The sequence below is a fragment of the Achromobacter sp. CF-sbj1-Ac2-l genome (assembly GCF_052698165.1).
The window spans coordinates 5,435,853-5,450,319 of sequence record NZ_CP199855.1 but is presented as its reverse complement, the minus strand read 5'-3'; the positions used below and the strand labels follow the sequence as shown (position 1 = coordinate 5,450,319).

10 protein-coding genes are annotated in these 14,467 nt (G+C 68.8%); 1 reads left to right on the top strand and 9 read right to left on the bottom strand.

Going from position 1 to position 14,467, the window contains the following annotated elements:
* Nucleotides 1-160: 160 nt before the first annotated feature.
* The 9 genes from ACUDCK_RS24965 to ACUDCK_RS24925 all read right to left on the bottom strand — a co-directional run bounded on the left by ACUDCK_RS24965 (nucleotide 161) and on the right by ACUDCK_RS24925 (nucleotide 12,855).
* Nucleotides 161-1,636, bottom strand: coding sequence for a M81 family metallopeptidase (locus tag ACUDCK_RS24965; protein ID WP_026384803.1), 1,476 nt, complete (start codon nucleotides 1,634-1,636; stop codon nucleotides 161-163).
* 45 nt (nucleotides 1,637-1,681) lie between these two features.
* On the bottom strand, nucleotides 1,682-3,088 hold the full coding sequence (locus ACUDCK_RS24960; protein WP_175167059.1) for an amidase: 1,407 nt from the start codon (nucleotides 3,086-3,088) through the stop codon (nucleotides 1,682-1,684).
* Nucleotides 3,089-3,132: 44 nt separating this feature from the next.
* The gene (locus tag ACUDCK_RS24955) at nucleotides 3,133-4,818 is read right to left on the bottom strand and encodes an ABC transporter ATP-binding protein (RefSeq protein WP_064528592.1); all 1,686 of its coding nucleotides are present in this window, start codon (nucleotides 4,816-4,818) and stop codon (nucleotides 3,133-3,135) included.
* Between the two features lie 5 nt (nucleotides 4,819-4,823).
* Complete coding sequence (locus ACUDCK_RS24950) at nucleotides 4,824-5,729, bottom strand: ABC transporter permease (RefSeq protein ID WP_049076228.1); 906 nt, start codon at nucleotides 5,727-5,729, stop codon at nucleotides 4,824-4,826.
* Nucleotides 5,730-5,738: 9 nt separating this feature from the next.
* The gene (locus tag ACUDCK_RS24945; protein ID WP_049076226.1) at nucleotides 5,739-6,680 is read right to left on the bottom strand and encodes an ABC transporter permease; all 942 of its coding nucleotides are present in this window, start codon (nucleotides 6,678-6,680) and stop codon (nucleotides 5,739-5,741) included.
* A gap of 26 nt (nucleotides 6,681-6,706) precedes the next feature.
* Nucleotides 6,707-8,272 (bottom strand): ABC transporter substrate-binding protein, encoded by a 1,566-nt coding sequence (locus ACUDCK_RS24940; RefSeq protein WP_064528591.1) that lies wholly within the window; start codon nucleotides 8,270-8,272, stop codon nucleotides 6,707-6,709.
* An 85-nt stretch (nucleotides 8,273-8,357) separates the two neighbouring features.
* Entirely contained in the window at nucleotides 8,358-9,863 is a 1,506-nt protein-coding gene (locus ACUDCK_RS24935; protein ID WP_144655552.1) for a M81 family metallopeptidase, read from the bottom strand.
* 72 nt (nucleotides 9,864-9,935) lie between these two features.
* Nucleotides 9,936-11,432: a CoA-acylating methylmalonate-semialdehyde dehydrogenase gene (locus ACUDCK_RS24930; protein WP_049076221.1), complete on the bottom strand. Its 1,497-nt coding sequence runs from the start codon at nucleotides 11,430-11,432 to the stop codon at nucleotides 9,936-9,938.
* 97 nt (nucleotides 11,433-11,529) lie between these two features.
* Complete coding sequence (locus ACUDCK_RS24925) at nucleotides 11,530-12,855, bottom strand: aspartate aminotransferase family protein (protein ID WP_049076219.1); 1,326 nt, start codon at nucleotides 12,853-12,855, stop codon at nucleotides 11,530-11,532.
* Nucleotides 12,856-13,026: 171 nt separating this feature from the next.
* Between ACUDCK_RS24925 and ACUDCK_RS24920 the strand changes: the two genes are divergently transcribed.
* Entirely contained in the window at nucleotides 13,027-14,445 is a 1,419-nt protein-coding gene (locus ACUDCK_RS24920) for an aminotransferase-like domain-containing protein (RefSeq protein WP_054500658.1), read from the top strand.
* The last annotated feature ends 22 nt before the right edge of the window (nucleotides 14,446-14,467 follow it).

The following is a 14,467-nucleotide window of genomic DNA, read 5'->3' as shown; positions in this document are numbered from 1 at the left end:
GTCGAGCGGCGCGGGCAATGGGACATATTCATCGGCCTGTCAGGACCCGCGGCGAGTATACCGAGGCGGGGTAGCCAGTTGCAGTGCGTGCCGTTACCGAAGATTTCAAAATGAAAGCCGGCGCCCTCGGGCGCCGGCCATATTGTCGACAACGCGTGCTTTACAGGGGATCGAGCGGGTAGATCGGCCGGCGCACGTGCTTGAAGTCGAGCTGGCCGTAGTCGGAGGTGGTGACGCCCACGCCGGTGCACTCGATGATCTCGGTGGCCATTTCGGAGAAGCCGGCGCGCCAGTGGACCCGGCTCTTGAGCACCACATAGCGCTTTTGCAGCGGATCGATGCCGGCCGACAGCAGGCAATTGATGTCGAAGGGTTCCTGGTGCCGCGATACCACCACGATCTCGACCCGTCCGGTATCGATCACCACCGTCAGGCCGGTGTCGTTGCGCACGCCACGGTACATGGGGCCGCGGTTCAGGTAGACGCCGTCGAACACCAGCTTGACGCGGCCCGTCACGGTCAGCGGTTCGCCGCGGCGATTGATGGCGGGCATGTCGACCTTGCCCCCCAGCGGCAGCGTGACGGTGCTGCCCACGCCCGCCGTGGCGGCCTCGCGCGCCGCCTGGGGATCACAGATGGCGTAGAACACCACGTTGTCCAGTTCCTGGCGCAGCACCTCGGCCAGCACCGCGGTGGTGTCCATGGTGCCCCCGGAGCCGGTGTTGTCGTAGTGGTCCAGCAGCACCACCGGTCCCTGCTCGATGGCCTTGGCCCGGGCAATGGTGGGCGCCAGCGGCTCGGAATGGAACACCCATTTCGCCCGGTCGTTCCAGGCGCGGTCCAGCAGCTCGTCGCGGTATTGCTCCGCCTGGGCCAGGTTGGCGTCCGTACAGACCACGGCGCTCAGGCCGGCCTCGCGGATGTCGGCGTGGGGGAAACCCACGAACACCGAGGCCGCCAGCACGCCGTCGGCCTCCATCTGGCGGCAGCGCTCCTGCAGCGACTTGTTGGGATCGGCGTGGGTGCCCTGGCACATGACGTGCGGCAGCATGGGCTTGCCGCCCCAGGTCATCACGGGCTTGATCTCGCCCTTGAGCGTGCGCACGATGACGTTGGCCGCGCGCACGCCGGCCTCGCGGATGTCCACGTGCGGATAGGTATGGAAGCCGCTGATGACGGTGGCGTTGTCGACGATGTCGGCGTAGATGTTGGCGTGCATGTCCAGCGTCACGGCCACCGGCGTGTTGGGATCGATCTCGCGCAGGCGGCGCAGCAGGTCGCCCTCGGCGTCTTCCACACCCTCGGCCACCATGGCGCCATGCAGGTCCAGCAGGATGGCGTCGTAGCCGCCCTTGCGGACCTCGTCCAGCACCCGCTTGCACAGCAGTTCGTGGGTCTCGGCGCTGGCCGGGCCGCTGGGCCAGGACTCGGCGGCCACCGGCACCACGATCTCGGCGCCGACGCGGCGCGCCACCTCGATGTAGCCGCCCAGGCCGCTGTCGGTGTTCTCGTAGGCGCGGATGGCGCGGTCGCCGGCCAGGATTTCAGGATTGCCGCGGAAAAAGCGCGCGAGCGGGGTCGGCACGGGCGAGAAGGTGTTCGTCTCGTGCTTGATCATTGCCAGAAGCCAACGCATGGAAATTCCTGTGGGTTGCCAAAGGGGAAGGGGAGCGGGACGGCGTCAGGCCCGGGGCGGTTGCGGCCAGGGCTGCTGGGCCGGGCGCATGCGCTCCCAGGCGCGAGCCACGCGCAGCACGCCCAGATCGTCGAAGCGCGCGCCGGCGATCTGCAGGCCGATCGGCAGGCCCGACTTGGTATAGCCGCAATTGACCGAGGCGGCCGGCTGCTCGCTCATGTTGTAGGGCAGGGTGTAGCCGATGTGGTGCATGGTCGTGGCGACCTCGTTGGTGGGTGCGGCCCACTCGGCGTTGTAGGCCACCACCGGCGCCACCGGCGACAGCACGTAGTCGTAGGGGGCGGTGGCGGCGACGGTCCTGGCGCGCACGTTCAGGGTTTCGTAGTAGCTGCGGAACACGGCCTCGCCGGATTGGCCGCCGCCGCTTTCGGCCCAGGCGCGGATGAACGGCAGGATCTTGTCGCGGCGTGCCTGCGGCAGGGCCCCCAGGTCAATGGCCGAGCGGGTGCGCCAGAAACGGTCGACGCCGTCCAGCATCTCCGGCGTCATCCACGGCTTGAGCGGCGTGACGATGGCGCCGGCCGACTCGAACAGTCGGGCCGCGGCTTCGACGGCGGCGCGGATCTCCGGGTCCAGCGGCAGGCCGCAGCCGGCTTCGAGCTGCAGGCCGATGCGCAGGCCGCGCACGTCCAGCTCCAGGTTGAGCCAGTCGAAGTCCTGGAACGGCAGGCTCATGTGGTCGCGCGCGTCGGGTTGCGACAGCACGCCCATCATCAGCGCGGCGTCAGCGATGTCGCGCGTCATGGGGCCGGCGCAGCGGCCCATGAAGGGCGGGTCGATGGGAATGCGGCCCAGGCTGGGCTTGAGCGTGGCGATGCCGCACCAGGCGGCCGGCAGGCGCACCGAGCCGCCGATGTCGGTGCCGATGTGCAGCGGGCCGTAGCCCGCCGCCGCCGCCGCCCCGGCGCCGGCGCTGGAGCCGCCCGGGTTTTTGCTCAGGTCCCAGGGGTTGCGCGTCAGCGCATGGAAACTCGACAGTCCCGAGGAGAGCATGCCGTAGTCGGGCATGGTCGTCTTGCCCAGCACCACGGCGCCGGCCTCGCGCATGCGCGCCGCCGGCGGGGCGTCGGCCGCGGCCGGCGTCAGGTCGGTGGCGGCGGTGCCCAGCGGCACCGGCACGCCGCGGGTGGCGATGTTTTCCTTGATGGTGGCGGGCACGCCGTCCAGCGAGTAGCCGCCGCAAGCCTGCGGCTCGCCCTTCATCCAGCGCGCCTCGGAAGCGCGCGCCTGCGCCAGCGCCTGGTCGGGATCGAGCGCATAGGTGGCGTGGATGTGCGGTTCCCAGCGCGCGATGTGGTCGAGCACCGAGCGGGTCGCCTCGACCGGCGACAGGGTCTTGTTGCGATAGGCGGCCAGCAGTTCCTGGGCCGAGAGTTCATGCGGTTGCGACATGGCGGGTTCCGATTGCGTGGGATGCCTGGGTTGATTGGGACGCCTCAGGCGGCGGGGGCCGCCAGCCCGGCCGCCACGGGCCGGAAATTGCGGAAGTCCCAGTCGCGCCCGGGCGCCGCGTCGATCAGGGCGCGGGTGTACTCGTGGCGGGGATCGGTCAGCACGGCCTGGGCGGCGCCGGTCTCGACGACCTTGCCGCGCTGCATGACCATGATGGTGTCGCAGATCTGCGCGGCCACGCGCAGGTCATGCGTGATGAACAGCACGCCCACGCCGGTGCGCTCGCGCACCTGCTCGAGCAACTCCAGCACCTGCGCCTGCACCGACACGTCCAGCGCCGACACGGCTTCGTCGGCCACCAGGATCTCGGGGTCCATCACCAGCGCGCGGGCGATGCAGATGCGCTGGCGCTGGCCGCCGGAGAATTGGTGCGGATAGCGCCGCATGGCGTCGGGGCTGAGCCCGACCACCGACAGCGTTTCGCCGGCGCGTTGCTCGGCCTTGTCGCGGGGCACGCCGAAATTGAGCAGGCCTTCGATGATGGATTCGCCCACGGTGCGGCGCGGGTTGAGCGAGCGGTACGGGTCCTGGAACACGATCTGGATGCGGCGGCGCACCGGGCGCAGCGCCGCGCCGGACAGGGTGCTGAGGTCTTCGCCGCCCATCATCATGTGGCCGGCGGTGGGCTCGATCAGGCGCACGATGCAGCGCGCCACCGTCGATTTGCCCGAACCGGATTCGCCCACGATGCCCAGGATCTCGCCCTTGCGCAACGTCAGGTTGACGTCGGCCGCGGCGATCACGTTCTGCGGCGCGCGGCGCGAAAACAACGCGCGCTTGCCGCCGTAGGTGCGCCCCAGGCCCTTGACGTGCAGCACCGGCTGGCCGGCGGGCGCTTCGCGGTGCGAGGGCACCAGGCTGGGCACCGACGACACCAGGCGGCGCGTGTACGACTGCTTGGGTTCTGCCAGGATTTCGTGGCGCGTGCCGCTTTCGATCAGGTCGCCGCGGTTCATCACCACGATGCGGTCGGCGATCTCGGCCACCACGCCAAAGTCGTGCGTGATGAACAGCACGGCGGTGCGGTGCTTGACCTGCAGTTCCTTGATCAGCAGCAGGATCTGCTTCTGCGTGGTGACGTCCAGCGCCGTGGTCGGCTCGTCGGCGATCAGCAGCTTGGGCTCCAGGATCAGCGCCATGGCGATCACGATGCGCTGGCGCTGGCCGCCCGAGAGCTGGTGCGGATAGGCATCGTAGATGCGCTCGACGTCGGGCAGGTGCACCGAGCGGAACATGTCCAGCACCTTGGCGCGGCGTTCGGCGGCCGACATGCGGCGATGCAGCCGCAGCACTTCATCGACCTGCTTGCCGACGGTGTGCACGGGGTTCAGCGCCGTCATGGGTTCCTGGAACACCATGGCCATGCGGGTGGCACGCAGCTCGCGCAGGCGCCGCGGCGTGGCGGTGGCCACGTCCTCGCCTTCGACGCGGATCGAACCCGCGCTGATGCGCAGCACGCCAGGCGGCAGCAGGCCCATGACGGCCAGCGAGGTGACCGACTTGCCCGAGCCGGATTCGCCGACCACGCACACGGTTTCGCCGGCGTGCACGTCCAGGCTCAGGTTGCGCACCACGCGGTTGCCGGCGCCGCCGACCTCCACCGACAGGTTGCGGATCGCCAGCACGGCGGACGAGGTATCGCCCGCGGGGGGAGTGGGAGAGTAGGTCATCGGCATCAGATCCTGCGCACCATTTTCGGATCGAGGGCGTCGCGCAGCGCGTCGCCCAGGATGTTCACGCTGAGCACGGTCAGCGACAGGAACAGTCCCGGGAACAGGATCAGGCCGGGCAGCATGCGGAAGTACATGCGGCCCTCGGACATGATGTTGCCCCAGGAGGCGATCTCGGGCGGGATGCCCGCGCCCAGGAAGCTGAGGATGGCCTCGGTCAGCATGGCCGAAGCGAACACATAGGTGCCCTGCACGGTCAGCGGCGCGATGGTGCTGGGCACCATGTGGCGCCACAGCAGCAGCGGCAGCGGCGTGCCCAGCGCCAGCGCGGCCTCGACGTAGGGCTCGCCGCGCACGGTCAGGATCTGGCCGCGCACCAGCCGCACCACCCGCGGGATCTCGGGAATGGTGATGGCCACCAGCACTGTCGTCAGGCTGGCGCCGGTGACCGACACCAGCGCGATCGCCAGCAGGATGCCGGGGATCGCCATGATGGCGTCCATGGTGCGCATGATGATGCCGTCGAGCGAGCGGAACCAGCCGGCGATGACGCCGACCACGAGCCCGATGGCGACGCTGACGACCGCGGCGCCCAGGCCCGCGATCAGCGAGACGCGCGCGCCGTAGGCCACGCGCGACCAGACGTCACGGCCGAAGGCGTCGGTGCCGAACAGGTAGTCGGTGAACGGCTGCTTCAGGCGCGCGCCGGGATTGATGAAAGTCGGGTCGACCGTGCCCAGCAGCGGGGCGAACAGGGCGATGGCGACAATGATGAGCAGCACCACCAGGGCCAGCATCACCGGCCAGCTTTTGAGGCCCTGGCGGATCTGGCGCCAGGCGGTGACGTGGGGCGTGCCGCCGCCGGGAAGATCGGCGGCCGCTTGCGCGGCGGCGTCGGTTGGCGTTTGCATGGCGTGGCCTCAGTATCGGATACGGGGGTCGAACACCGTGTAGGCGCAATCGACAACCAGATTGATGAACACGTAGACGAAGGCGAAGAACAGCGTCAGGCCCTGGATCACGGGGTAATCGCGCGCCAGCACGGCTTCGACCACCAGCCGGCCCAGGCCGGGGATGTTGAACACCGATTCGGTCACCACCACGCCGCTGATCAGCAGCGCGATGCCCAGGCCCACCACCGTGGCGATGGGCACGGCGGCATTGCGCAGCGCGTGGCCCAGCAGCACGCCCGTCTCGGTCAGGCCCTTGGAGCGCGCGGTGCGGATGAAGTCCTCGCCCATCACCTCGATGACGCTGGTGCGCGTGATGCGCGCGATCAGGGCGATGTACACCGTGGACAAGGCCAGCGACGGCAGGATCAGCCGGTGCAGGAACAGCCAGAAGCCATTGGCCAGCGGCGTGTAGCCTTGCACGTTGAACCAGCCCAGCTTGATGGCGAAGGCCCAGATCAGCAGGTAGCCGGTGACGAACACCGGCACCGAAAAGCCCAGTACCGAAAAGCCCATCACCGCCCGGTCCAGCAGCCGGCCCTGGCGCCAGGCCGCCAGCACGCCCAGCGGAATCGCCACGACCAGCGTGAAGACCAGCGTCAGCAACGCCAGGCTCAACGATGGTTCGAGGCGCTGGCCGATGAGCTGGGTGACCGGCACGCCGGACATCAGCGAGGTGCCAAGGTCTCCCTGCAGCAACTTGCCGCCCCAGATGAAGAACTGCTTGGCGACCGGCTGGTCCAGGCCCATCGTCTGGCGGATCTGCTCGATCCGTTCGGGCGTGGCGCCGTCGCCCGCCATGATGATGGCCGGATCGCCCGGGCTCAGACGCAATATCGCAAAGACCACCACCGCGACCATCACCAGAACGGGGATGGTCGCGAGGAGCCGGCGTGAGACGAATGCCAGCATGTATTTCCCCCTGAACTACTTGCCCGTCAAGGGGCTTTTTTCACATTCCAGAACGCGAACACCGGCGCATGCACCAGGCCCGAGAGCTTGGTGGTGTACACGGTGGGCACGGACATCTGGCCCAGCGGCACGTACAGGCCTTCGTCGATGCCGATGCGCTGCAATTCATCGGCGATCTTCTTCTGCTCGGCCGGATCGGAGGTCAGCGCGAACTTGGTGCGCAGTTCCTCGACCTGGGGGAAGTCGGGCCAGCCGAACCAGGCGTTGTCGCCGTTGGCCGCGGCCGGGGCCGAGCGCACCGGGTCCATCACGTCGGTGGCGTACCAGTTGGTGTTGTGGATGTTCCAGCCGCCTTCGGCCGGCGCCGCCTTCGAGGCGCGGCGGGTCGCCACGCTCTGCCAGTCCATCGCCGCCAGGTTGACGTTGAAGCCGGCCTTGCGCAGCGCCTGTGCCATCACCACCGGCTGCGCCGACAGCGTGCCGACGTCGGTGGCGTGCATCACCAGGATCGGGGTGTTGTCATAGCCGGCTTCCTTCAGCAGGGCCTTGGCCTTCTCGATGTTCGAGGGCACCACCACGTCCTTGCCGATGTCCGATTCCAGCGGCGTGCCGCAGCCCCACAGCGAGGCGCAGGTTCGCCAGTACTTGGGATTGCCCACCAGCGCCTTCATCACGTCTTCCTGGCCGATGGCGTACATCGCGGCCTGGCGGATCTTCTTGTTGTTGAAGGGCGGGTACTTGAAGTTGAAACGGTACATCGTGAAGTAGCCGACCGGGCTGAGCGACTCTTCCTTCAGGTCCTTGTTGCCCTCGACCATCGGCAGCAGGTCGTACGGGAACTGCTCGACGAAGTCGATCTCGCCGCCCAGCAGCGCGTTGGCGGTGGTCAGGGCGTCGGGCATCACGTCCCACTCGACCTTGTCCACGTTCACCACCTTGCCGCCGGCCAGGCCGCTGGCGGGCTCCTTGCGCGGCACGTAGTCGGCATTCTTGGCGTAGACGGTCTTCACGCCCGGCTTGAACTCGATGACCTTGAACGGACCCGAGCCGGTCATGTCGGTGATCGGCTGGCCGATCGGCAGATCGGCGATGCGTTTGGGCATCATGAACGGCGCGGTGCCGGTCGGCTTGGACAGGGCGCGCAGCGCCAGGTCCGTGGGTTCCTTCATGACGATGCGGAAGCTGTTGTCGTCGATGACTTCGATCTTGTCGGTGAATTTCAGCAGCGTGCGGCCCATGCCGTCGCCCGCGGCCCAGCGCTTGATCGACGCGACGCAGTCCTCGGCCGTGACGGGCTTGCCGTCATGCCATTTCTGGCCCGGGCGCAGCGTCATGGTGTAGGTCTTGCCGTCGGCCGAGACATCCCACTTTTCCAGCATCTGCGGCTGGATCTTGTTGTCGGCGTCGGTGGCCAGCAGGGTGTCGTAGATCATGTAGCCATGCCACGTCGTGATGTACGCGGTGGTGGCGTGCGGATCGGTCAGGCGCAGCGGCGAATGCATCACCGCCTTGATGACGGTGTCGGCGTAGGCGCCATGGGCCATCAGCAGGGTGGCGCCGGCGAACGCGGCCGCGCGGACGAACTTGAGCATGAAATTCCCCTTGTATGCGTAGTGAGCGGCGCGTTTCGCCGCTACGTCGTTAACGCGCCGCGCCCAGGGGCGCGGCGAGCGAGGGTCAGTCGGTCGCGGCGCCGGCAAACACCGGGCCGCAAGGCGCCATTCTGATGCCGGGACGCAACCGTGTCCATGGTTGTTTTGCCGCATCCATCAGCATGGAACCCGGCGCGGCGCAAACCAGGATCGTGTGGGCGATCGGGGTGAAGTCGGCGCGGAAATGCGCCGAGCTTTTCACCGCCAGGATGGCCGCGCGGCGCGGCTCGATGCCGGCGAAGCGGAACATTTCCTGGTCGGCCATCTGCACCTTGTTGGACGCCACCACGATGCGCACGCCGCCGATGCGCAGGCAGGCGCTGGGGCCCAGGTCCATGTGGAAGCCGCGATAGAACGCGCCATGCGTATCGAAGCGCCCATCCGAAGTTTTCTCCACGATGAACTCCGCGTCCAGCGGTTCGTCGTCGGGAATACCCGAGTGTCCACCCAATGCAATGCGGACCGATTTACCCACGCCAGCGCGGTGCGCGGCCAGCGCCGCTTCCGGATCGACGATCAGTCCGATGGCGGCATCGCGCGCCTGGTGGCGGATCAGCGCGCGCAGCAGGCCGGTGGTGTCGGAACTGCCGCCGGCGCCCGGATTGTCCTGCGCGTCGGCGATGACCACCGGCGCGTTGGCCTCGCGCGCCAGGCGCAGGGCGGTCGTGACCGCGTCATCGGGCGAATACAGGGTGCCGCCAAAATCCCGTTCGGCATCGAGCACCGCGCGCGCCAGCGTGTCGGCGGCCGCGTCGGCCTCGGCCTGGGTGGCGCCGTAGGCCCATACCGCCGGCAGGCAGTCGGGAAAGTCCGCGGCGGGAAAGCCGGTGGCCAGCGACGCGCTCTGGGCGCCGCGCGCCTCGATGTCGCCGACCATCTGGTACAGGCTGCGCGCCGGCTCGATGTCGGTCGATTGCCAGCACAGCGGAATCAGGTAGGGCAACTGCCGCAGCGCCACGCAGGGACGAGGCGCGCCGGCCAGGCGCCGCGCCAGCAGCGCGGCGGCGCGCTGGCCGGTCTCGGCCATGTCGATGTGCGGATAGGTGCGGTAGCAGACCAGCGCGTCGGCGTAACGCACCATTGCCGCTGTCATGTTGGCGTGCAGGTCGAGGCTGGCCACCACCGGCACGTCAGGGCCAACCAGCGCCCGCACGCGCTTGAGCAGTTCGCCCTCGCCGTCGTCCAGGTGCTCGGTGACCATGGCGCCGTGCAGGTCCAGGTACACGCCATCCAGCGGCATGGCCGCTTGCAGGCCCTGCAGGATCAGGGCGCTGATGCGTTCGAACGCGTCCTCGGTGACCGGGCCCGACGGGCTGGCCGCGGCCCACGTGGCCGGCAGCAGCGTGTGCTGTTGCATGGCCTCGATGAAGCCGGCCACGGGAATGTTGGCGCCGGCCACGGCCTGGAACATCGCCGGACCGCTGACCAGTTTCGGCCAGCCGCCGCCCTTGTCGGCAAAGTCCTCCCACGCCGCGCGCGAGGGCGCGAACGTATTGGTTTCATGCTGAAAGCCGCCTATCCCGATGCGCATCAGGATTCCCCTTGTTGTGTGTCTTTCGGCAAAACCCCGGCCTCTTGGCGGGCCGGGGCGGTGTGGGCAGGATTACTTGGCCACGGGCATGGTGAATTCCGCGCCCTTGGCGATGCTGTCCGGCCAGCGCTGCATCACGCTCTTGTAGCGCGAGTAGAAGCGGATGCCTTCCTCGCCGTAGGCGTGGTGGTCGCCGAACAGCGAGCGCTTCCAGCCGCCGAACGAGTGCCAGGCCATCGGCACCGGGATCGGCACGTTGATGCCGACCATGCCCACCTTGATCTGGCGGGCGAAGGCGCGCGCCACGCCGCCGTCGGACGTGAAGCAGGCCACGCCGTTGCCGAATTCATGGGCGTTGATCAGCTCGACCGCGGCGGCGAAGTCGGGCACGCGCACCACGCACAGCACCGGCCCGAAGATCTCTTCGCGGTAGATGTTCATCGCGGGCTTGACCTTGTCGAACAGCGTGCCGCCCAGGAAGAAACCCTTTTCGGCGCCCGGCACTTTCAGGCCGCGGCCGTCGACCACCAGCTCGGCGCCGGCGGCGACGCCGTCCTCGATGTAGCCGATGACCTTGTTGCGGTGCTGCGCCGTGACCAGGGGGCCCATTTCGGCGTCGCCCTGCATGCCATCCTTGACCACCAGCGCCTTGACGCGCGGGATCAGGCGTTCGATGACTTTGTCGGCCACGTCGCCCACCGCCACGGCCACCGAGATCGCCATGCAGCGCTCGCCGGCCGAGCCGTAGGCCGCGCCCATCAGCGCATCGGTGACCTGGTCGAGATCGGCGTCCGGCATCACCACCAGGTGGTTCTTGGCGCCGCCCAGGGCCTGCACGCGCTTGCCGCGGCGCGTGCCTTCGGCGTAGATGTATTCGGCGATCGGGGTCGAGCCGACGAAGGACAGGGCCTCGACGTCGGGGTGCGCGATCAGCGCGTCCACGGCCTGCTTGTCGCCGTGCACCACGTTGAACACGCCCGGCGGCAGGCCGGCTTCGGTCAGCAGCTCGGCCAGGCGCAGCGAGGCCGAGGGATCGCGTTCGGACGGCTTGAGCACGAAGGTGTTGCCGCAGGCGATGGCCACCGGGAACATCCAGCAGGGCACCATCATCGGGAAGTTGAACGGCGTGATGCCGGCCACCACGCCCAGCGCCTGGCGCATGCTCCAGTTGTCGATGCCGCCGCCGATCTGGTCGGAATACTGGCCCTTGAACAGTTGCGGAATGCCGCAGGCGAATTCGACCACTTCGATGCCGCGCATCACTTCGCCCTTGGCGTCCGAGAACACCTTGCCGTGCTCGCGCGTGATCAGTTCGGCCAGTTCGTCCTGGTGCTTGTCCAGCAGCGCCTTGAAGTTGAACAGCACGCGGGCGCGCTTGAGCGCCGGGGTTTCCGACCAGGCCGGAAAGGCGGCCTTGGCGGCGGCCACGGCCAGCGCCACTTCGTCGGTGGAGGCTAGCGGCACGGACGTGATGATCTCGCCCGTGGCCGGATTGAAACCGTCGGCGTAGCGGTTGCTGCGGCCATCGTAGGGCTGGCCGTTGATGTAGTGGGAGAGGTTCTTCTTCATGGGAAAGCTCGGAGCGGGGTTCTTTGAAAACGCCGGAGGGCGGCCCGGGGCCGCCCGCCATTGTGTGCGATGCGCGGCGCCTGCACCGCGCCGGGGACTACGCGACTTCCTTGAGCACCTTGCCGATCTGCTCGAAGATCTGGCCGATCTGGGCCTCGTCGATGATCAGCGGGGGCGAGACGGCGATGATGTCGCCGGTGTAACGCACCATCAGCCCGCTGTCGAAGCACTTCTGGAACACCTCGGCGGCGCGCGCGCCCGGCGCGCCGGCGCGCGGCGCCAGCTCGACGCCGGCCACCAGGCCCAGGTTGCGCACGTCGATGACGTGCGGCGCGCCCTTCAGGCTGTGGGCGGCCTGCTCGAAGGCGCCGGACAGCTTGCGGGCGCGGGCGAACAGGTCCTCTCGGCGGTAGATGTCCAGCGTCGCCAGGATGGCGGCGGCCGCCAGCGGGTGGGCCGAATAGGTGTAGCCGTGGAAGAACTCGATGCCGCCGGCCGGGCCGTTGACGATGGCGTCATGCACCTCGCGGCGCACCGCGACCGCGCCTGCCGGCACGGCGGCGTTGCTGACGCCCTTGGCCATGGCGATCAGGTCCGGCGTCACGCCGAAGAATTCCGACGCGGTGGCCGCGCCGAGGCGGCCGTAGGCGGTGATGACTTCGTCGAAGATCAGCAGGATGCCGTGCTTGGACGTGATCTCGCGCAGCTTTTCCAGGTAGCCCTTGGGCGGGATCAGCACGCCGGTGGAGCCGGCCATGGGTTCCACGATGACCGCGGCAATGGTCGAGGCGTCGTGCAGCGCGATGATGCGCTCCAGGTCCTCGGCCAGGTGCGCGCCCCAGGCCGGCTGGCCCTTGGAATAGGCGTTCTGCTCCAGGTTGTGGGTGTGGGGCAGGTGGTCCACGGCGGGCAGCAGCGCGCCGGAGAAGGTCTTGCGGTTGGGCGAGATGCCGCCGACCGAAATGCCGCCGAAGCCCACGCCGTGGTAGCCGCGCTCGCGGCCGATCAGGCGGGTGCGCTGGCCTTCGCCGCGGGCGCGGTGGTAGGCCAGGGCGATCTTCAGGGCGGTGTCGACCGATTCGGAACCGGAGTTGGTGAAGAACACGCGGTCCAGGCCCTGCGGCATGAAGCTGGCGACGGCCGTGGCGGCCTCGAAGGCCAGCGGGTGGCCGAGCTGGAAGCCCGGGGCGTAGTCCATGATGCCGGCCTGGCGCGAGATCGCCTCGACGATCTCCTGGCGGCCGTGGCCGGCGTTCACGCACCACAGGCCGGCGGTGCCATCCAGCACCTGGCGGCCATCGGCCGAGGTGTAGTACATGCCCTTGGCCGCCGCCAGCATGCGCGGATGCGCCTTGAACTGCTTGTTGGCGGTGAAGGGCATCCACAGATGGGACAGGTCGGGCAACTCGGCGGGGGCGTTCATGGCGGCTCCAGGGGAAGGACAGGCGCCGGAGCCTGCGCGCGTGTCGGGCGGGCGGCCGGCGGGATGCGATTGATTCTGGTACGTCCGGCGAGGAATGAAAATATACAATCCGCGCAAACCGGGCTAACTGTATAGTTGCAAGCATGACAACTGTATAGATAGCGTAGCGCCGTGATCGACTTCCAGCCCGTGCGTGCCCGGGGGCAGGCGCCAACCCTGGTGGACCAGCTCGTGGCCGCCGTGCTGCGCGCCATCGAGGCGCAGGAGCTGCGTCCGGGTATGTCCCTACCCTCGGTGCGCGACTTCGCGCGCCAGTACCAGGTCAGCACCTTCACCGTGGCCAGCGCCTACAACCGCCTGGTATCACTGGGGTGGCTGGCGGCGCGCCCCGGCGCCGGCTATCGCGTGGCCTCGCCCGACGCGCCGCCGCGCCGGGGCGAGCCGCAGTCATGGGAGCCGCCGCGGCTGAACGCGGCCTGGCTGCTGTCGGACATCTTCGCGGACCACTCCATTCCCATCAAGTCGGGCTGCGGCTGGCTGCCGGGCGAGTGGCTCAATGAAGAGGGGCTGCACATGGCGCTGCGCCACATGGGCCGGGTGCCGGCCATGCGCATCGCCAACTACGGCCATCCCTATGGCTACGCGCCGCTGCGCGAGACCATCGCCGCCACGCTCAGCGCGCAGGGCATGGAAGTGGAAGTGTCGCAGGTGCTGCTGACCCAGGGCGTGACGCACGGGCTGGACATGGTGATCCGCACGCTGCTGCGTCCGGGCGACACCGTACTGGTCGAGCAGCCGGCCTACGCCAACCTGTTGCAGATGCTGCGGTTGGCCGGGCTGCGGGTGGTGCCGGTGGCGCGCACGCTGGATGGCCTGGATTGCGAGGCGCTGGAGCTGGCCGCGACGCAGCACCGGCCGCGCGCGCTGTTCGTCAACACCGCCCTGCAGAACCCGTCCGGCGCCAGCATCAGCATGGCCAATGCCTTCCGCATCCTGCAACTGGCCGAGCGCCACGGGCTGTGGGTGGTCGAGGACGACATTTCCCGCGAACTGGCGCCCGGCGTCACGCCCATGCTGGCGGCCCTCGATGGCGGCCGCCGGGTGGTCTACCTGGGCGGCTATTCCAAGGTCATCAGCCCGTCGGTGCGGGTCGGTTACGTGGTGGCGCACCGCGACCTGGCGCGCGATATCGCGCGCACCAAGATGGCGGTGGGACTGACCTCGCCGGAGATCATGGAGCGCATCGTGCACCAGGTCATCCGCGAGGGCCGCTACCGGGCGCACATCGAGCGCACCCGCGAACGGCTGGCCCAGGCGCACGCGACGGTGGCCGGGTTGATGGCGCAGCATGGTTTCGAGATCTACGCGCGGCCCCAGGCGGGCCTGTTCCTGTGGGCCAAGGTGGCCGGGCAATGGCGCGAGCGCGGCGCCAACGGCCTGGCGGGGCTGGCGCTGAAGGACGGCATCTGGCTGGCGCCGGGGTCGTATTTCGAGGCCGACGAGGCCGATACGCCTTGGGTGCGCTTCAACGTGGCGTATTCGGAAGCGCCGGCGCTGTGGCGCTTCATGCGCAACGAGGGCGCGGCGTAGCCTTTGCGGCCGGGCGTTCCGA